Below are 19414 nucleotides of genomic sequence, written 5' to 3' on the forward strand. Positions count from 1 at the left end.
GCGTTTAATAACCTGTTTAGTTAATTACAAGAATATGTTTTTTCAACATCCTTGACAAGTGTTGTTGACTCCACCTTGGAAAAAGGTTCAAAAAACATTTGCTGGATAGGAAGGGGAGGATCAAGCTTCCTCTTATCTAAGCCCTTTTTTGACATGTTTTTCACATCAGCAGTTATAGCATGAGTGTTAATAAACTCTAATTGGTTTACCATCAATTTTTGCCTTTTTAGATCAAATTTATCCCAGCTATTAAATTTTTCTGTTAAATTGGCAGCTAAAGTTGGATTGATTTTCTCTACTTGCAAAATGGCATTAGCGACTAATTGATAGCCTTCTCCTGATAGAGTATGAAACCCGTACGGATTTTTAATAAAAGTTCCTAAAAGAGCAATGACCTTATTGGGATTAGATAAATCGAACGCAGGATGAAGCATTAATTGTTCTACTGATCGTACTACACTCCCAGAATGAGCTGCTGCTTGTATATTAAACCAATAATTAACCGCACTGGGATCATGTTGCCAGTACTCATAAAACGATTTCAATAGCCTATCTGATTCGCTGCTATTAGTATTCAATAATAAACTGAGAGCAGAAATGCAGTTTGTCATGTTTTTACCCAACGAATTATTGAATTGTTCAATTAATGATTGCTCTTCGTTTTCAGAGTGTATAGAGAGTAAATATGAATGACATACGTGCTTTAAGCGGTTGGAACCGGCAGAGGAGATATCAAATGATTTAAAAGGAGAGTTGGGAACTACACGGAACATTCCTATAGTTTTTTGCATTCGTAATATATCTTCCTCTAACTCTTTTGCAAGCTGACTTTGAATCAATTGACGTGCTTCAGCTATTTTTCCAAAATCCTGATTTTGCATGTTGGAAAATAAGTCTTCTTCTGAAGGGATAGATATTAGTTGAGCCAGTAACCAATAGTTCAAGGAACTATTATTCTCACGGAGTATATATCGATAGGCGCTGAAAAACTCCGGAGTAAATGTAAGGGGCTTTCCGGAGCAATAATCACTGACCATCTGAGTAAGGAGTTTATTTGCTGCTTCGCAACGATTATATATATTGGTATCATGTTGCATGAGGCGAAGCAATTGTTCTGAACTGTATGTGAAATCGAGAATTACAGGAGCAGAAAAACTACGCAATAAAGATGGAGTAGGGTGCGAGTCAATATTGTCAAAATGAAAGTCCATTTCAGGTTTATCAACCAGTATCATGGTGTCGCTTTGAATTTCCTGACCTGTATTATCCAGTAATCCAACAACAATTGGGATTGGTCGTTCTTTTCCATCTTTAGTTTTAAATTTTAAGGTGTATCGTTTTTTATCTGCATCATATTCTTCGGTAACGGCTACTTGGGGAATGCCTGATGCAGTAAACCAAGATAGGAAAGAAGAGATATCTTTCCCTGTTGATTTACTTAATGATCCCAATACATCTTCTAAGGTTACTGCTCCACCATCATTGTCTTTAAGGAATTGGGACATTGCTTTATAAAAAGCTTTTTCACCTAAGAACAGCATCATCATACGAAAAATATCGGCACTCTTTTCATAAGCTGCGGGTGTATAAAGGCTTCTAACATTCGTGTAAGTATCTTGTCGCGGAGCACGCTCATCAAAGTTTTTTCCGTCCAACATCCGAATTAAATCAGTACCAAACAAACGTTCACGAAACATCGCTGCTCTAAAAGTAGTTAATCCTTCTTTAAAGGGTAAATTAAACCACTCACGAATAGTCACCCGATCGCCTGACCAATAATGATAATATTCATGGGCGGCAACCTCTAATACCCGTAGAAAATCAGCATCAGTACGTGCTTCAGGTGTAGCAAATAAATTTGCCGTATTAAATAAATTTAACCCTGTTGGTTCTGATGCCCCAGATGCATACTTATCCACACCGGCCACCATATGCTGTGGTAATTCGCATTCTAAATCAAAGACTTCCTCTTCCCAGCGTATTGCTTCTTTTAAAACTTCTTTAGCAAAATCACACTTTGCCGTAGCTTCCGGAGGGACATAAAATTCGATTGGTAATTCACGACCAGAACGTGTTTTAAAATAAGTGACCGATTTCTGTAGTTTCCCTGCAACTAATGCAAAAAGATAACTAGGCTTAGGAACTTTGTCCAACCAGGTTACAGAGTGTAGTCCTTCATCTAGATCCTTTTGCTCTATGAGCGAACCATTAGAAAGCAGCACAGGATAGTCTTTTTTCTTAGCGATAATTGTTGTTTTGTATGTAGCTAAATTATCAGGCCGGTCATGACAATAAAGGACACGACGAAGTCCTTCAGTTTCTGCTTTTACAAGAATGGTTCCTTCTGTTTCATATAAACCAAATAGATCTGTATTTTCACCCAAACGAGTTGTCGTTTCGAGTGTAAAGGAGCGTCCTTGTGGAACACTTTTGATAATCAGAGAGTCTTTTGTTATTTCGTATTCTTCTTCAGATAGTTTTTTACCATCGAGCAAGATGGAGTCCAAAATCATATTTTGACCGTCCAACTCTAAATCTACGGCATAAGATGTAGAGTTTGGGTTTGGCTCAATGGTCAATAGGGCTGTTGATTGTACCGGTTTTTTAGAAAGATCCAGCGTCAAATCTACGTGTTTTACTAGATAGTCAAGAATCTTATACTCACTTAACCTAAATATTCCAGAATGATTCTTCATGAAAACTCCCTAATTCATGTCAGATTAAGAAGCAACAATATAAGATCAAAATGTTTATTTCAACTGAAATGATGGCTAGAATGTCATTTCATAATGATGTTCTTTTTTAAATTCTGAGTTTTCTTTATTGTCTAATATGGAACTTAGCTCATGATGCAATGGTGTCGTTGCATGATTAAAGGGATTATCTTCAGCATTCCAAATAGGAAAAGCAGTCATATCATTAAAATAGCAAAGCTTGGGTTCAGCAATGTTCATGGGGAATTTCGTTTTTTCGATAATTACATTAAGTTTGTCTGTAATTTCCTCATGTAGCTCCTCAGAGCCTTCTTTAGATATTGTTTTATTCGGTCGTGAGTATGCGAGCGTAATATGAAAAACTCTTGGTATCGTTTTTTCGATATTCAAAGCCTCTGCTATTTCCTTAATTTGCTCTTCATGTTCTTTGGATAATGTTAAAGTAAGCGAAATACAACGATCGATATTTACCACCATCTTTTCAATTGAAGGATGAAAAGGGGTGTCCTCTAAAGTTTGTTTTATTTTTTTATAATGAGGCAATTTATTAATAATGAATCGATTCCATGCATCGCCTATTTGTTGTTCTGTTTCTAAACTCATTGTAGTCATGTGATAGCTAGAAGCAGGAAGTGGATTAAAATAATGCATAATCAGTGGATTATTATTTAAAACTTTAAAAATGGCCTCACAAAATTCCCGATGTTCAGGATAGCAGGAAGAAACGACTGTAACGCCAGGAAATGGAGCATATTCACCATATTCATTAACTTTACTTAACTGCTTCTGCAACTCATTTTTATTTTTTAATGTGAACATTTTTATAAACTTAGAATATAAATTGCTCAAAGGATATCATGAATTAAGATTGATGCAAAAAGAGGGGATAATATTTAATCTATAATGACTATATGTGAAGGATAATTAGAGCTATTTGCCGTGATCAATAGGGATACCAGGCACAGAGAGTTAATATGAAATCAAACAAAGTAGAAGAGCCCCAAGAATTAGAACAAAAAAGACTTGATGCACTCCAATCATTGAACATTTTGGATACACTTCCAGAGGAAAGTTATGAACGACTAGTCCGTCTGGCGATTGATTTATTCAACATCCCAATTTGTTATATCGCATTTCTAGATGAAGAAAGACAATGGTTTAAAGCGCGATATGGTTTAAATGAATCAGAAACACCCAGATGCATTTCGTTTTGTAATGTGACCATTAAAAAAAGTGAACCACTAATTATTAACGATGCGCTTCTTGATGAGCGATTTGTCAATAGCCCTTTGGTACAACAAGCGCCCTATATTCGTTTTTATGCTGGTGTTCCTTTGACCGATCCTCTGGGATATAATGTAGGGACTTTTTGTTTAGCTGATACTTCTCCAAAAGAGTTTAACTCAAAACAACGAGAGCTTTTATTAAATTTAGCGAATATCGCTAAAGATGAGTTAACGCTACGTAAAACGAATTTTTTATTACAAAAAATAAAGAATCAACTCGAAGTGCGTAATAAATTAATTCGTAAAGTATTTAGTTTTTATATGTCCGATGAAGTAGTTAATACAATACTCAAATCGCCTCATCAAAAACTAGGTGGATATGAAAATAAAATAACCATCATGTTTAGTGATTTGAGAAATTTTACACCACTATCTGAATCCATTCCTGCTGAAATGCTAGTTTCTCTTTTAAATACCTATTTCAGCAAAATGGTACCGGTTATAGAAAAACATCAAGGGATCGTTGATGCATTTATTGGTGATGCAATTATGGTAATTTTTGGAGCACCATATTCTTCAGGCAATGATTCTCATCGTGCAATAGCTTGCGCTTTAGAAATGCAAAAAATGTTAACAAAACTAAATCACGCCAATAGTAAGATTAATTTACCCCAACTAGAGATGGGGATAGGGATCAATACTGGTGTTGCCATAGTAGGAAATGTAGGTTCTAAAAAACGGATGCAATACAGTGCAATAGGGTCAGCAGTTAACTTGTCATCGCGAATTCAAGATCTAAGTCTTGGTGGACAAATATTGATTTCTGAATCCACGTACAACGAAGTTGCACAGGATATTGAGGTAAATGGACATCTTCGAGTAAAAGTGAAGGGAATTCACTCGCCAATAACTATTTATGATGTATCTGGTTTAAAATTGCAGAATCAAAAAACTAAAAAGCAAAAGAAATAATCATCGTTAAAGTGGTTTTCAGGTAAAATACTGAAAACCGCGCATCATCTTTTGCTCAATTTTAAATTTTAGGGGTTTTACTACTTAGCTCATCTGACAAACCATTGGGAGTAATAACCCAAGGCTTTACTTTAGATTGTTTGATGGGTAATCCACCTTTATTCAAGATTTCGCTCACAAGTGAAGTGCAATTATGTACTTCATGATTGTTGGTTTGTTTTTCAGTCACCCTTCGACGCATTTCTATATCAATTGGATCTTGTGTGATAAACGCCGAAGTGTTCAAACTTAAGTTTGTAGCCTGAATTCCAGACAAAGAGTTCCCGAGTTACGGCTTACGCCTTCGCCCAGGATAACTCGGGAGTAAATGATTCTTACTAATAAATTTAGCGCCAGGATTTAGACACTTTCATTAATGTGTTTTACTCTGAACGAGCATTTTATTAGTTAATGCAATCGCCAAGGCTGAAACAAGTAAGGTTAAATGAATAATTACTTGCCACATTACTGAGTAATTACTGAGCTTATTCGGATCAATAAACGTTCTTAACAAGTGGATTGATGAGATGCCGATTAATGAAAGAGCAAGCTTTATTTTCATTGCTCCCGCATCAAGATGATCCAGCCACTCTGGTTGATCTGGATGTGAGTCGAGAGTGAGATGAGAAACAAAGGTTTCATATCCGCCCATAACAACCATAATTAGAAGATTTGCAATCATTACTACGTCGATTAAATCTAATACACCCAGCATAATGAGGGTATCATCATAGCTATTAAGATGAATTACTAATTCAAATAGCTCATGAACAAAACGATAAACATAAGCTGCCAGTATTAATATAAGTCCTAAATAAAGAGGAAGTTGCAACCATCTTCCCATAAAAATAAACTTGCTAATACTTTTCTTTAAATTATTCATAAAAATTACACCATTTACATATTAAAATTTTTTTTATTACTCGGTGAACAATAGCGCTGAATCTAAAACAGATCCACTAAAAAATGCCTAATCTGCTAGATTTTTGTATTTATTATTTTGACTGTATGTCTTCTATTTTACAAAACGACCTTATGACGAGAGGTAAGACAGCCAATAAATGTCCATATATAATAAATGAACCCCGGGTTTCGCTTCGCGACACCCGGGCTACAATTTTCGTAATGTATATTTCAAGAATTTATGGTTTCTCTGTAATTGTAATCACCGAAGATATACCTTGGGCTTTCGTATTTGGATTATACATTGCTTCAGCATAGGCAGGTGGAACAATATATTTACCTATATTTACAGCTTTGATTTTATAAACAATTTCTTTAGCAGCAGATTCAACTCCACCAAAGAAATTTACTCTGTCTTCACGGACATCAGCATAATCCATGGCATTATTATTTCTTACAGAGTCATTTACCACTTCAAATCCGCCAGGTAAAAGGTCTTCAATTGCGATATTGGATAAATAATCATTATCAAGTGCACGAATTTGAATATGTACTTCAATTTCGCTTCCAAGAGTTGTTGAGTTAATCACATTTCCTTTCGCATCTTTATATTCTCGGAAAATTTCTAAACCTTGTTTTAATGGTGTCTTTGGAATGACTTTGTTAAAACCTGATTGCATGAGCTGATAGAAAAATGTTTTCTTATCAGGATTGTTAAAGCGAATTTTTTGGACATCGGATTCAATATCAATTTTTTGATAGTTCGAATTAGCAGCTGGTACATTAACCTCTTTATTATTTGCCATGATTTTTGTCATGGATAAAGCAGAGGACTGCTCATTTGATAAAGCGGGATGATATGCACCTAAAGCCAAGCTCGTAAATCCAGATAAAACCGTATTGATTTCATCATTATTGATCGCTTGAATTAAACGCTTTAGCAATTCATCGCCAACTTGTGGTAACAAGTTGGGGAAATGTTTTGCTACAAGATATAAATACTGGGCATCAGCAATTGCACTGCTGTAAAAATCAGTTATATAAGCTTGATTATTTTGTGGCTTGTACAAACCAATCAATTGATTTGCTTCATCATGGCTTTGGAGCAATTGATATGAAGCAGCAATATAGGCTGACGTAATATCTGTTTGCCACACTTTTGTCTGATCTTTTTCCAGATATAATTGCAAGTTAGCAAGATAGTTGGTTGTTACTATTTCATTACGCGTTAAAATGTATATAGCATAAGCCTGAATTCTTGCTGCATCCATATCGGTTACATTTTGACTTACCAAGGTCTTAAGATAGTTAATGCCATTGTAGAACAGGTCACTAGGGATATTAAATCCTTGGGCTTTTGCTTCAGTTAGGAAGTGCATTGCATAAACTGATGCAAAATCATTACCTTGATTGTCACCCAGACCTGGCCAATAACTAAATCCGCCACTAGACATTTGCCGTTGGCTTAGCATTTGAATTGCAGCGTTTACTTTTTCATCAACTTCTTTTAATTCAAAACCAAAGCCAGCTTGATTATTCATCGCTAATAAGGGTATGGCTTTGCTTGTTAATTGCTCTGTACAACCATAAGGATAATTATCCAAGTAACGTTGCAAACCAAATACTAAAATCATGGGACTAGTAGAAGCAGTTGCGTTTGCTTTGCGATATTCCGGATACAATGTCTGCATCACATCCAAAGTTCTTTGTGCGTCTGTTGATTTACCACTATTAATGAATGTACTAAGGGGTGTAGCTGGTCTAACACTGAGGGTCGCACTCATTGTACTGGATTTATCACCCATGCTTGCTTTAAAGCTCAACTTAGCGGCACCTAAAAGTGATTTGGCCTTTAATTTAAAATGAACAGTTTCCTCATGGCCCTCAGCAATTTCTAGTGTTTGTGTTGATGAGCCAATCACTTCAATTTCAGGCGAAGCAATCAAATCTACATTAATAAGGGCGTGTTCTCCAGAACCCTTAACATTATTTGCAATTGAGGAAGAGATTTCAAACTCATCACCTGGTGCAACAAAGGTTGGGGCGTTTGGATTAATAATAAAATCTCCGCGAATTTCGGCAGAGGTTTCTTGAGCACCGACTGAATCAGATGACACAGCTACAGCCATAACCCGTAATGTTCCATTAAAGTAGTCGGGAACTTGATACACTACTTGATGAGTACTTGAATCAGTATCAATAATCCCAGACCAATAAGCTACAGGGAGATCAGTTTTTCGTTTGAAAGGATTTAGGCGGCTTGCCATGCCTTCTTCACCATTGTCACCACCCACAGCGGAAAGCTCTCGGTCCTGAATGAATTTAGGCATGATTTGATCCACTGTTTGTTGGGTCAAAACTTCAAGAGCATGCTTTTGGAAGAAAAATGATAAAGGATCCGGAGTCTCATAGTGTGCTACTTGCAAAATGCCTTCATCAACAGCAAACACAATAATTTTTCCTGGCTTATCGGTATGATAATTAATAGTAAATGGTTCACCAGGACGTGCGACTTTGGCGGTTTGTAAATCAATTTTTACTTCATGAGCCTCATGATTGACTGTGAAAGGGACAACACTATAGCTTAACGGACTAATGAAGATTTCAGGCGAGCTCCAATCACGTATAAAAGCAACATTGATGTATCCATCACCTTGGAAATCAGCAGGGATGTGAATAGTTTGCACCGAGTTGGTAGTATCTGTTTTAAACCATTGAGCCGCAAAAACCTTGTCACGCTCTATAGTAATCAAACCGGAACCAGTATAGGGAGCGGTGATTTGTATCTCAATATCCTCATTGGCTTGATACTCAGTTTTATTGAGTTTAATTGATAATTCGGCATTTTTAGCTAAAGGCTGTTGACTGGCACCTACAACACTGAATTTTAACTGATTAAGTATCGTATTATCTTTTCCAAGGACACTTAAAGAGAAATCGCCAATTTGTTGTGTAGGTAAAGCGTAATCAGTTCCTTGAGCAGCGATATTAAATGGGGTAGTACTCACTACTGTCGATTGAATAACTGACTGATATTGGTAAGTACCATCAGCCTTTTTAACTAAAGTTGTAACGGGGTGTAACGAAACCAGTTGTATCTTTAAATCTTTAATTTCTTCTTTATTCAACTCAGGATTGATTGCAATATAATTAACACTTCTGGTGCTATTTTGCTTAATAAAAGATAAATCACCATCCGGTTTATATCCAACAAAGTAGGGCAGAGGACTGATCAAGGTTTTAGTCTGGCTTGTAACGCTACGACCACCTTCCGCCTCAAAACCTTCAGCAAAAAATGTTAATTGATAGGTCGCTTTTTCAAAGCGGTCAAGATTTAAATCAAATTCAGCTTCACCTTTGTTGTTTGTTATCACATCGTTTAATGTTTCAGTGAACACCTTTGGTGGTTTTTTGGGATCCAGCAAAGGGTCAATAAAGATGAAATCGGGATATTTATCAAATTCAACTTTTTGAGGTACTAATAAAATTTTACCGCTGATTTTTCGGTCAGTAGCGGGGGCACCATATAAATTCCAAAGATTTACCTCTCCTTTTAGTCCAGTTGGAGAACTCCATCCTGAAGATGGTTTTGGCGAAAGACTGGTAGTAATGCGCATTCTGTCCGGTAAAAATTCAGAAACACGAATACTTGTTGAACCAAGTAGGTTTTGTGGGTATCCATCTTTAACCAGATACAAATTAACCATGTACTGGCCTGTGGGTGAACTGGCATTTGTTGTAAAATCAAGATCCATGTACCCTAGGTCATTAAGGGTAATTTTTTCATCTTTAATCGTTGTTCCTCTGGCATCTACTACAGTTGCTTGTAGTGGTAACCCTCCAGGTTGAGGCTGAGCGTAAGCTTGCTTGACTATCATACCAATATGAACTGTATCTCCTGGTCTATAGATCCCTCTATCGGAGAAAAGATAAGCGCTTAGGCTATGTAACTCTTGGTTGTTCGTATATAGACCACCAATATCAAATTTAGAGAAATTTAATTGTCTATTGGCATTGTTGAATGGAATAAATGACACATCATTATTCAATTGAGCCAAATACACAGTAGGCTCTCTATCATCGACAAAGTCTTTTAAAAGTGGGAAATTCACTCGACCTTGTACATCACTGACGCGTGATAAAATAGGCAAGCCATTTTTTCCTAAAACCGTTACCGTTGCATTAGCAACTGGCGTTCCTTGCGTTATGGAATTAACAAAAACGTCATGGCTACCATCTTGGTTGTCCTTTACCAACAATGCCATATCAGTAATCAAAATCATGCGACTTGCTTTTACGTCTAAGGCACTTTTATTTGTAGTATCCCACCCGGTGGCTTGTAATAAAAATAATCCCTGTGGACCCAGGGTATTCGTATCCATTGTTAAATACTTGCTGAAATCAAGAGCGGTATACTGTTGCTTCGCTAAATCTGAAATATCAAACTCTTGAATTTCTGAGGAGATTTGACTGATGTTTTGTTGATTAAATGTAGGATTAATAAAATATGGATTGTTAAAATCACCCTGGGTTTGAGTGACTAATTGGTTAATATTTTCAGGCAATACCCGTGCAAAATCAAACTTCACCGCAGGAACACCACGAATCAATACAGAAAGTTTTTTCTCACCACTTAAAGCAAGCAGTGACCCCTTATGCAAGAAACTGATTTCTTTAGGTATTGCAGGAACAGGGATGATCGCTGCGTACTCAGTTCCTAAGGTAAAATTACCAAAACTACGCATTCCTTTATCTACTTGGATATATATATATCGAGGCGTATCTGCTTTAAACTTAAAACTATGCAAAGTGGAATAGTTTTGTTCTGTAGGAATCTCTTCCTTTGCTAAAGGCGTGGCTAGAGAAAGAACCGCTTTGGTCACTTCTCCTGGATTTTGCCATTGATAATTCTCTTTAGCAGCTTCAGCAACTGTTGCTGGCCGATCTTTAGGTAATAAATAGACATGTACTGATTTATTAAACTCATTCTCATTGACACCTAGGGAGGTTTCAACATTCAGTACTTGCTCAGGTCTATCTTTATCGTTACGAATAATAGATGCCGAAGCAGAAAGAACTTTAAGAAAATCTTGGGCACTAGGGATCAGGAGGTTTTGCGATAAATCATTTTTCAAATGAGCAGAATCAGTTGATGAAGTAACATTTTTGTCTAAAGTTAAGCGTAAAAAGCGAGCTACATTGTTTATTTGTATCGTATCTGAATGGAGATATGCTATCCGTTTATTTTTATCATAAGTAAAGGTGATCTGAAGTTTTTCGCCCGTAGAACCTGATTTGGTTTGATACACTAGTGAAGTGTTTTTCTCCAAATTTTTAGGATTAACTGGAAAATTAAATTCTACAGTAGCTACGGCATTTCTTATTTCAGCATGTACTGGATCTTGATACAGTTTAAATTCAGTGATTTTTCCATCAAAAGGATGAGTAGAAAATGAATATTCATGGCGTTCCATATTGGCATTGGAAGCAAAAAAGTTTGGGGCAAAACGGATTGTAAATTTTTGTCCTGCAGGCCAATCTTGGGAAGGTGTAAAAACTAATTGACTGTCGCTATTCCACGTCCATGTCCCAGGCATTTGGGGCGTCATTTCAATGCCTTCAATTACCGTTTTCCCAACCTGGCTAAGCGGTGCGACCGATTGATTAATAAATCCGTTATTTTTTATGCCAAAATCAATAATCAAGTTATTAGCGATTAATTGGTCTTCCGTATTGGGTGTGATGTCTGGAACTGTAATTTGCGCAGTGGTATAAATAGGTTTTGGCAAATTTTTATACCAATGTATTGAATAGCCCGCAATGATTAAAACGAGCACGACTAAAATGCTACTTCCCCAAAACATTTTTGGAGATGATTTAGATTTATAGCACAGGTACTTCATCCACGGTGGGCTACGCCAATTTAATTTGCCAAACACAGATGAGAATGCATTTAGTAATATAGATAGCGGATTTTTATTCATCATTTATTCCAAGTGGTGAATTGTGCTGAAAAATTTTTGCATATATTTTATTCTATTTAGGGCATAATAGCGACTATGAACAAAATATTTAAAAAACTTAGCATAATATTTGTTATGCTATTTGTCAGCGTCTATTTGGTATTATTTTTCTTGCCAAAACCTTCTTTGCTAGAAGACGTGAGTTTTTCTAAGGCAGTATATGATGACCATCATAATTTATTGAGACTGACGTTAAGTAAAGATGAGAAATATCGCTTATTCACGCCATTATCACAAATATCCAACCAATTGATTGAAGCAACCTTATTACAAGAAGATCAATATTTTTATTGGCATTATGGCGTTAATCCCTGGGCTACATTGAAAGCAGTATGGCAGACGTATGGTGCACAATCACGCAGAATTGGAGCTTCAACCATTACCATGCAAGTAGCTCGGATGCGTTATGGTATGAATTCAAAAAAAATATCAGGAAAATTACTGCAGATCATTCGTGCAATTCAAATTGAAATGCATTACAGCAAAAAGGAAATTTTAGAAGCTTATTTAAATTTGGCGCCTTATGGTGGCAATGTTGAAGGAGTAGGGGCAGCAAGTTTGGTCTATTTTGGAACTTCTGTAAATCAAGTTACTTTGCCACAATCATTAACTTTAAGCATTATCCCGCAGAATCCAGGTAAAAGAACACCTAATAACAAAGAATTAAAAAAAATTAGAGAACATTTATTAGGTCGATGGTTAAATAAACACCCAGAAGACCTTAATAAAAAAGGCATGTTTGCTTTACCATTGGTAATGCAAAATACACACATGCTTCCTTTTACCGCCCCACATTTTGTAAATGAAATTTTATACGATTCATCAATCAAACGCCAAGGCATTGATACTACTTTAGATTATCGTGCCCAAATAATTATCGAGCGTATTACACATAATTATCTCGCCAGAAAAAGAGGCATTGGTGTAAATAATGCAGCGGTTTTACTCATAGACACCCGCGATATGGGTATTAAAGGTATGTTGGGTTCAGCTGATTTTTTTAATCTGGGTATTAGCGGACAAATTAATGGTACGGAAACGAAACGCTCGCCTGGATCCACGCTAAAGCCGTTTATCTATGGGTTGGCTTTAGATCAAGGCTTAATTCACCCTGATACTGTTTTAAAAGATGTTCCGCATAGTTTTAATGGTTACAACCCAGAAAACTTTGATTATGATTTTATGGGCCCGATTAAAGCAAAGGATGCTTTAGTTTTGAGTCGTAATATCCCCGCAATTTATCTTGCCAACCAATTAACCAATCCAACATTGCATCAACTATTGGAAAAAGCTCAAATCAGTCAATTACGTTCGGAATCTTATTATGGTCTGTCACTGAGTTTGGGTGGAGTCGAATTAACGATGAAAGAACTCGTGAGTCTATATGCCATGTTAGCAAACGATGGACTTTGGTATCCAATTCGCACATTTAAAAACGAAGTGAAACCCAAAGGGGTTCGTTTGCTTAGCCCGGAAGCAAGCTATCTAGTATTAGATATGCTTACAAATACTCCTCGTTTGGATGATGTTTCCACAAGTTGGTCGCGTTTGCCGATTTCTTGGAAAACTGGAACTTCCTCAGGTTATCGCGATGCATGGACGGTAGGAGTATTTGGTCCTTATGTATTAGCAGTATGGGTGGGAAATTTTGACAATAAGGCAAACCCAGCATTTATTGGTAAAGACATAGCTGCTCCCTTATTTTTCGAATTAGTTGATGCATTAAAACACGAACGGGGCCCTATATATGCCCTAGAAAAACATCCAGAACAAATGAATCTGAAAAAAGTAGAAGTTTGCAAAGCCTCCGGGATGCTTCCAACTCGTTATTGTACAGATACGGAATGGGGCTGGTTTATCCCCGGAAAATCCCCAATTAAAACAGATACCATTTATCGAGAAGTTGCTATTAATAGCAAAACAGGTTTGCGAACTTGTCATATTGATGAAAATACGCGCTTTGAAATTTTTGAATTTTGGCCCTCTGACTTATTGAGTATTTTTAAACGAGCTGGAATACAAAGACATATTCCGCCGTTTTTTGAGCCTGATTGTAACTTATCTGGGAACTCTGGTATTAATCCACACATTACATCCCCACAAAACGGTATCAGCTATATTATTCGCGCAGATTCCCAGCAAAACAATACTATTCCTCTTACTGCAGTGACTGATGCCGGTATCGCTAATGTATATTGGTTTATTAATGAAACATTTATTGCAAAAACAAAAGCAGGTGAGTCTTATTTATGGAAGGCAAAACCAGGAAAATTTGTTGTCAGAATAGTAGATGATCATGGTCTATCTGATGCACGTGATATTAATGTGCAATTGGATAGTTAAATTAAATTATACATGATGTAGCGCGAGTGCCGCCCACTGCGCCCCGGCTGATTGAGAACTACCGGTGCTAAGGAAAACATTCGTGAATAAAATAAACACTCGTCATTGGTTACCTTTTTACAGCCCTGGTCTTATGGAGCGGGCAGAAGCATTTTCTTTTTTTATTGCGATGATGATATGGCCTCATGCTTTTAATTTTCTTGTTTGTCTATTTACTTTTCTGGTGACCATAACTGCGATAATTCGTCTCGTTCAATTTTATAATCAACACCAAACAACAATAGAAAAATAATTGATAAGAAATCAAATGAATTAAAAGGTCAGGGCGCTTATGCGACCTAACCTTTAATAGATTACCAAACCTCCGCAAAAGGGCGGACTTCTACCTCAAATGACCAAGTAGATGGAGCTTGTTGCGTTAACCAAAGTACCGTCCCGGCTACATCCTGTGGTTTCACAAAGAATCCATCAGGTTTACCTGGCATATATTCTCTAGTTTTTGGTAAATCCACGATCCCATCAATAATAACTAGGGCGACGTGAATGCCCATGGGACCTAAGTATTTAGCCATTGATTCTGCAAGACTTCGTTGGGCTGCTTTTGCTGGAGCAAATACCGCACTTTTAATACCTCCTCGCTTTGAGGCTGTCGCACCAATGATAATTAGTTTTCCCTTACCATTTTGCTTCATCCCAGGAATTACACATTGACTTACAAGCATTAATCCTAATGCATTAACACGCCAACTTGCTTCAAAATCTTTAGGTCCAACTTCTTCTATATTACCCCAAACACCAGAGCCAGCATTATAGATAACAACATCTATTGAGCCCAAATCCTGTTGAATTTGTGTAAACGTTCTTTGTATCGAATCATTCTGACTAACATCACACTCATAGGCATGTGCATTACCTAGTTCCTTTACAAGTTCATTAGAAAAGGTTTTTGAACGAGCGAGCAATGCCAAATAATATCCTTCTTTAGAGAAACGAGAGGCAAACGCAGCACCATTTCCAGGCCCAACTCCAACAATTACGCATACTTTTTTTCCCATATGTGCCTCCGTGTGAAAATATTAGCTTCCTAGTTTGTTCCTATTTGTCTTGAAATATCAAATGAATTAATTAGAAACCTACAATAAAAATCTATTTTTAGTTAAGATTGCATTTCTTTAATCAAAGAATATCAATAATGGGACAGATATGTCGTTTTTTACACCACAAGATCTCCTTCCTTTAGCGGAAAGTAATTTAGGTTTAAGACTCACTGAAAATACAAGTGAGGTTAAATTCGGGGGTAATGGGGATGCAATACCGTTGTCTCATCTTGGTGGGGCTAAAAACATTATAGAATTTATAACCTTGGCCTTTCTCCCTGAACCACCGAAAGCTCGAATGGAGGCCATCTATAACCGATACAAAGAGATTAATATTCGCCCCAGTGACTGCATGCCGCGATTGATACTACATTATGCCGCGAAGCATAACATTAGTGATGCTAGGGAACGGTTATCTTATAAAACATATGATGCGATCTCAGCTTTTTATTTCAAATTCGAGCTCATGTCAATCGAATCTGAAGCAAGAAAGCTCCTTTCTTTTTATACTACTACATCGATGCCCACTCTGGAGTTTGTTCTAAACGAATGTCCTTACTTAGCCAAAGAATTAGCTCATAATTTTAATGAGAAATTTCTGCTCCGCTTAAAGATAAATTGGGGCGCATATGCAACGAGCGATGACATGGACTATCTGTTTTTATCAAACAATTCCCGCATCCGAAATTATGAAAATGGTTATGATTTTAATAAATATCCATTGGGAAAAGTAGGGCGTCATCATTTTGATTCATCAGATGTTGTAAAGCAGGTGATGTTTTTAGGTGGTAATAATCGTACTCCTGAAGCTGAGAAGAAGTTAGAGCAAACTATTTTTAACTCTATAAAAGGAATTATGAAAAATAATTTATATGCATCATTAGAGCAGCTAAATCAAAATATCGAAACTAAACTATTACAACACACTGATTATCCTAGCAATTTTAAAAAGGCGTGCAATGAAATGGTTGGTCTCGTGATGAAATTGCAAGATAATGAACAACTTTCATTTCAAGAGTCAATTGACTTAATGAATAGGACGGAACAGTTAATTGATAATCCAGCAGAATATAAGACTTTTCTTACTGCAGCGAAAAACTATCGTATGGTTGCTGGAGGAGAATTATCAGCATATATGATGTTGATTGCAGGCTGGGCCGCTAAAATTATGACAATGAACAATATTGGTGATGCTTATATTAGGCTTGCAACAGAAAAACTCGAGTTAATTTCAACTTCGCAAGAACTCGCTCGAGCGAGCCAATTCAATTCAACTAATTTATAAGATTGGAGGTTTGTTATTTCGTTTGGATCGAGATTAATGACGAGTAGAGCCTCCTCTGATTTAACGAGTAAAATGTTAGCCAGGAAGCTTGATTAAAATAGAAAATTAAATTTTGAAAAAGCATTTACACATGAAAATAAATTGCACATAATTGCTTCTTTTTTTTCAATTACAACATGAAACGATTTTTTAAAAAACCTAAAAAACAAATTTCTTTTGAAGAATATATGCGAGATACTTTGCTTATAGCAAAGCGAATTGTGTCGGATAATGGTAAACAACGATATAGCAGTGCTCAATTTGAAATTGCACTTGTCTCTTTTGCTGATCTGGTAACATTAAAACAAGAAATGGATGATGACATTGAGGTAAAATTTCCTAAACTAGAATGTGATTGGACTCCTGGCTTTGACTGGCTTGATCTCGCGGTACATTATGGTGATCCTGATGCCATCGCATATTTTAAGGATAATATGCAAAGAAAGGACTTTTCTGCCGCCTATCAATACTTTAAAACCTACGTTCGTCCAGATTGCGATTTAGAATTATATGAAGATAAAGGTAAGTCATATGAATGGTAGAATGAATTATCTACAATTTTCGATACGTCCCATTGTTAAAAACTAGATAAGCATCACCACGATAAGAGAGCACTTCATCATAAGGAAAGAGCTCTCTTATCGCTGCATCATTAAGATTGGTTCCAAGCCATTCAATTGAATGTACTTCTGCTGAATCAAATCCAGAGTGAATATTTTTTAAGTTCAATGTAAACCCCTGATTAAAAGAGGTAGAGAGTTTATGAATTAAAGGTATTATCTCAGTTATAGTAAATTTATTGTAATTAAAAACCAACTTAATATGGGAAATTGCATGCGTATGAGTCGGAATAAAAACGGCAACACTTTCCTGATTCAGTTGGTTTGCTAAAATGGACGCGATAAGAAAAGTTTCTTTTCGAGACAATTTCTGTAAGGGCGATACATAAAAAATCTCTGCGTTTTCAGCTGTAAACTGTTGTGTTTGTTTCATCGTATAAGTACCAAGGGCATTTTTAAATTCGCCTAATTCCATATGCTGTTTTTGTAATATTCGAATGGCACTTCTTTTAAGTTGATGTTGCTCTTTGCCTACTAAACGCTGATATGCTTTTTCAAGATCCAGTATTTGATTGTTGTTTGAATAGAAAAATTGAATGCTATTAGTGGCGCTAAAACCTGTGAGATTATAAGTAAAAATACAGATTGCAATGAATAGACTCAATAATTTATTCGACATCGAAAATCTCCTTAGTGTTCCTATAATGAGAAAATATTAGCCTATATTTGAAAATTGATAGCGCTATTAAAGATCTGAAGTGAAAGATGACCAAGGTCGTACCTTTAGGGCCAATGCAGAACGAGCGACTCTCAGCAATGAATTTCATGGAACTTTGCGTTACAATTCGTGGCGTTTACTGATTTTAGCGGAAAATCAAGGATCGGGTTGAGCAAAATGACGTAAATAAAACATTAGATAATGAACTGGCATTAATTACTCATTACTATTATGAAGAAGAGAGTACTGACCTCTCTTTAGGAAATTCAAAATTGTCTTTATTTGTAACAGGGCGAATGCCTATAGAGCTTCTGGTCGGCCCTGTCTATGAGTATCAATCAAAATCATTTAATCAAACCAGTTAATTACTTTAATTGCACTGTATTTTGAGCATCATGGATTCCAAGGTTAATCCCGGACCAAATGCACAACTAAAAATATGTTTTGCCACATCCTGGGTATTTAATTTATCCCAAATATTCTTTAAAACGAATAAAACTGTTGCTGAAGACATATTCCCATAATTTCTTAATATGTCATATGAGTATTGATTGTCTTGAGTGGAAATTTTTAATGCTTTTTCACATGCTTGCAGAATTTTAATTCCGCCTGGATGAATTGCGTAATAATCGATATCAGCGAAAGAAAAATTAGATTGTTTTAATAGTTTTTCAGTAAACAGAAAAATTCCTGATTTAATTGCTTCCGGTACATACGAACTGAGTATAATATCAAATCCATAATCAGTGATAGTCCATGCCATGTCCTGGTTTGTTTGCGGAACTAAATCACAATAAAATGACTCAATACTCAAAGATTTGTTTGAATCAGCTTTCCCCTGAATCAAGACTGCTGCGGCTCCATCAGCAAAAATTGCATTTGAAACAATATTCTCTATATTAAAGGTATTTTGAAAGTGTATTGTACAAAGTTCAACACAAACTAAGAGTACATTGGCATTAGGTTCAGTTTGACAAAATGCATTTGCTACTTTTAAACCATTAAATGCTCCATAACAACCCATAAAGTTAATCGCAGTACGTTTTACAGATGAAGATAAATCTAGTTTTTGTATAATTTCAATGTCAATTCCAGGAGCATACATGCCAGTACAGCTGACTGTAATTAAATGAGTAATTTCTTTTCTATCAAACTCAATGCTATTTAAACAATTCTCAATTGAAACTATAGCTAGCTTAAGCGCATTATCCTTATACAGATTCATTCGCTGTAAGGTTGATGGGAAACTCTCTTTCGGAGTATTAGGAAAAAATTCAAACTGACCTGGCTGCTTACAATAATCGGTTAACACACTATATCTGGTCTCAATTCCTGAGGATTTATAAATTTTTTTTAGCACTTTTTTTTGTACTTCATCAAGGTGAAATCCTACTGAAATAAGATCCGCAATCTCATCTTGTGTGCGTTTAAATGGTGGATTTGCTACTCCAATTGCAGTAATTTTTGATGACATTTTTTCCCTTTTTTAAAAACA

14 protein-coding genes are annotated in these 19414 nt (G+C 36.1%); 6 read left to right on the forward strand and 8 right to left on the reverse strand.

The genetic code is table 11. The features are described from left to right. Positions 1–20 precede the first annotated feature (20 nt). Positions 21–2696: an aminopeptidase N gene (gene pepN / locus ACWTEW_RS24700; RefSeq protein ID WP_454780750.1), complete on the reverse strand. Its 2676-nt coding sequence runs from the start codon at positions 2694–2696 to the stop codon at positions 21–23. A gap of 75 nt (positions 2697–2771) precedes the next feature. Next, on the reverse strand, positions 2772–3533 hold the full coding sequence (locus tag ACWTEW_RS24705) for a DUF1868 domain-containing protein (protein ID WP_454780751.1): 762 nt from the start codon (positions 3531–3533) through the stop codon (positions 2772–2774). Positions 3534–3688: 155 nt separating this feature from the next. Here ACWTEW_RS24705 and ACWTEW_RS24710 point away from each other — a divergent pair, with 155 nt between their 5' ends. Beyond that, the gene (locus ACWTEW_RS24710) at positions 3689–4912 is read left to right on the forward strand and encodes an adenylate/guanylate cyclase domain-containing protein (protein WP_454780752.1); all 1224 of its coding nucleotides are present in this window, start codon (positions 3689–3691) and stop codon (positions 4910–4912) included. Between the two features lie 61 nt (positions 4913–4973). Here ACWTEW_RS24710 and ACWTEW_RS24715 read toward each other — a convergent pair whose 3' ends face one another. The 3 genes from ACWTEW_RS24715 to ACWTEW_RS24725 form a co-directional block, all read right to left on the reverse strand. After that, positions 4974–5228 carry a hypothetical protein gene (locus ACWTEW_RS24715; protein WP_454780753.1) on the reverse strand — a complete coding sequence of 85 codons (255 nt, stop codon included), beginning with the start codon at positions 5226–5228 and terminating at the stop codon, positions 4974–4976. Between the two features lie 96 nt (positions 5229–5324). Continuing rightward, positions 5325–5834 (reverse strand): TIGR00645 family protein, encoded by a 510-nt coding sequence (locus ACWTEW_RS24720; RefSeq protein WP_454780754.1) that lies wholly within the window; start codon positions 5832–5834, stop codon positions 5325–5327. A gap of 259 nt (positions 5835–6093) precedes the next feature. Then, positions 6094–11838, reverse strand: coding sequence for an alpha-2-macroglobulin (locus ACWTEW_RS24725; protein WP_454781269.1), 5745 nt, complete (start codon positions 11836–11838; stop codon positions 6094–6096). 75 nt (positions 11839–11913) lie between these two features. Between ACWTEW_RS24725 and pbpC the strand changes: the two genes are divergently transcribed. Both pbpC and ACWTEW_RS24735 read left to right on the forward strand, forming a co-directional pair. Then, on the forward strand, positions 11914–14220 hold the full coding sequence (gene pbpC / locus ACWTEW_RS24730) for a penicillin-binding protein 1C (protein WP_454780755.1): 2307 nt from the start codon (positions 11914–11916) through the stop codon (positions 14218–14220). 82 nt (positions 14221–14302) lie between these two features. Next, the gene (locus ACWTEW_RS24735) at positions 14303–14512 is read left to right on the forward strand and encodes a hypothetical protein (protein WP_454780756.1); all 210 of its coding nucleotides are present in this window, start codon (positions 14303–14305) and stop codon (positions 14510–14512) included. Positions 14513–14573: 61 nt separating this feature from the next. On the opposite strand, the gene ACWTEW_RS24740 is transcribed toward ACWTEW_RS24735, so the two are convergent. Beyond that, entirely contained in the window at positions 14574–15275 is a 702-nt protein-coding gene (locus ACWTEW_RS24740; RefSeq protein WP_454780757.1) for an SDR family NAD(P)-dependent oxidoreductase, read from the reverse strand. 148 nt (positions 15276–15423) lie between these two features. Here ACWTEW_RS24740 and ACWTEW_RS24745 point away from each other — a divergent pair, with 148 nt between their 5' ends. Together ACWTEW_RS24745 and ACWTEW_RS24750 are read left to right on the forward strand one after the other, a co-directional pair. Then, a complete protein-coding gene (locus ACWTEW_RS24745; RefSeq protein WP_454780758.1) occupies positions 15424–16602 on the forward strand; it encodes a hypothetical protein in 1179 nt (392 codons plus the stop codon). Positions 16603–16778: 176 nt separating this feature from the next. After that, positions 16779–17183, forward strand: a complete 405-nt coding sequence (locus ACWTEW_RS24750; RefSeq protein ID WP_454780759.1) for a hypothetical protein — start codon at positions 16779–16781, stop codon at positions 17181–17183. A 10-nt stretch (positions 17184–17193) separates the two neighbouring features. On the opposite strand, the gene ACWTEW_RS24755 is transcribed toward ACWTEW_RS24750, so the two are convergent. Next, positions 17194–17880, reverse strand: coding sequence for a hypothetical protein (locus tag ACWTEW_RS24755; protein WP_454780760.1), 687 nt, complete (start codon positions 17878–17880; stop codon positions 17194–17196). 79 nt (positions 17881–17959) lie between these two features. On the opposite strand from ACWTEW_RS24755, the gene ACWTEW_RS24760 reads away from it, so the two are divergent. After that, positions 17960–18091, forward strand: a complete 132-nt coding sequence (locus ACWTEW_RS24760) for a hypothetical protein (RefSeq protein WP_454780761.1) — start codon at positions 17960–17962, stop codon at positions 18089–18091. A 198-nt stretch (positions 18092–18289) separates the two neighbouring features. On the opposite strand, the gene ACWTEW_RS24765 is transcribed toward ACWTEW_RS24760, so the two are convergent. Beyond that, positions 18290–19393, reverse strand: a complete 1104-nt coding sequence (locus tag ACWTEW_RS24765) for a type III polyketide synthase (protein ID WP_454780762.1) — start codon at positions 19391–19393, stop codon at positions 18290–18292. Between the last annotated feature and the right edge of the window lie 21 nt (positions 19394–19414).

Source organism: Legionella stuttgartensis, from assembly GCF_977063405.2.

What these genes read in the sequence shown, in the direction of transcription:
- pepN (WP_454780750.1), bottom strand. Translation starts at nt 2,696, where the DNA reads ATGAAGAATCATTCTGGAATATTTAGGTTAAGTGAGTATAAGATTCTT.
- ACWTEW_RS24705 (WP_454780751.1), bottom strand. Translation starts at nt 3,533, where the DNA reads ATGTTCACATTAAAAAATAAAAATGAGTTGCAGAAGCAGTTAAGTAAA.
- ACWTEW_RS24710 (WP_454780752.1), top strand. Translation starts at nt 3,689, where the DNA reads ATGAAATCAAACAAAGTAGAAGAGCCCCAAGAATTAGAACAAAAAAGA.
- ACWTEW_RS24720 (WP_454780754.1), bottom strand. Translation starts at nt 5,834, where the DNA reads ATGAATAATTTAAAGAAAAGTATTAGCAAGTTTATTTTTATGGGAAGA.
- ACWTEW_RS24725 (WP_454781269.1), bottom strand. Translation starts at nt 11,838, where the DNA reads ATGAATAAAAATCCGCTATCTATATTACTAAATGCATTCTCATCTGTG.
- pbpC (WP_454780755.1), top strand. Translation starts at nt 11,914, where the DNA reads ATGAACAAAATATTTAAAAAACTTAGCATAATATTTGTTATGCTATTT.
- ACWTEW_RS24740 (WP_454780757.1), bottom strand. Translation starts at nt 15,275, where the DNA reads ATGGGAAAAAAAGTATGCGTAATTGTTGGAGTTGGGCCTGGAAATGGT.
- ACWTEW_RS24745 (WP_454780758.1), top strand. Translation starts at nt 15,424, where the DNA reads ATGTCGTTTTTTACACCACAAGATCTCCTTCCTTTAGCGGAAAGTAAT.
- ACWTEW_RS24750 (WP_454780759.1), top strand. Translation starts at nt 16,779, where the DNA reads ATGAAACGATTTTTTAAAAAACCTAAAAAACAAATTTCTTTTGAAGAA.
- ACWTEW_RS24755 (WP_454780760.1), bottom strand. Translation starts at nt 17,880, where the DNA reads ATGTCGAATAAATTATTGAGTCTATTCATTGCAATCTGTATTTTTACT.
- ACWTEW_RS24765 (WP_454780762.1), bottom strand. Translation starts at nt 19,393, where the DNA reads ATGTCATCAAAAATTACTGCAATTGGAGTAGCAAATCCACCATTTAAA.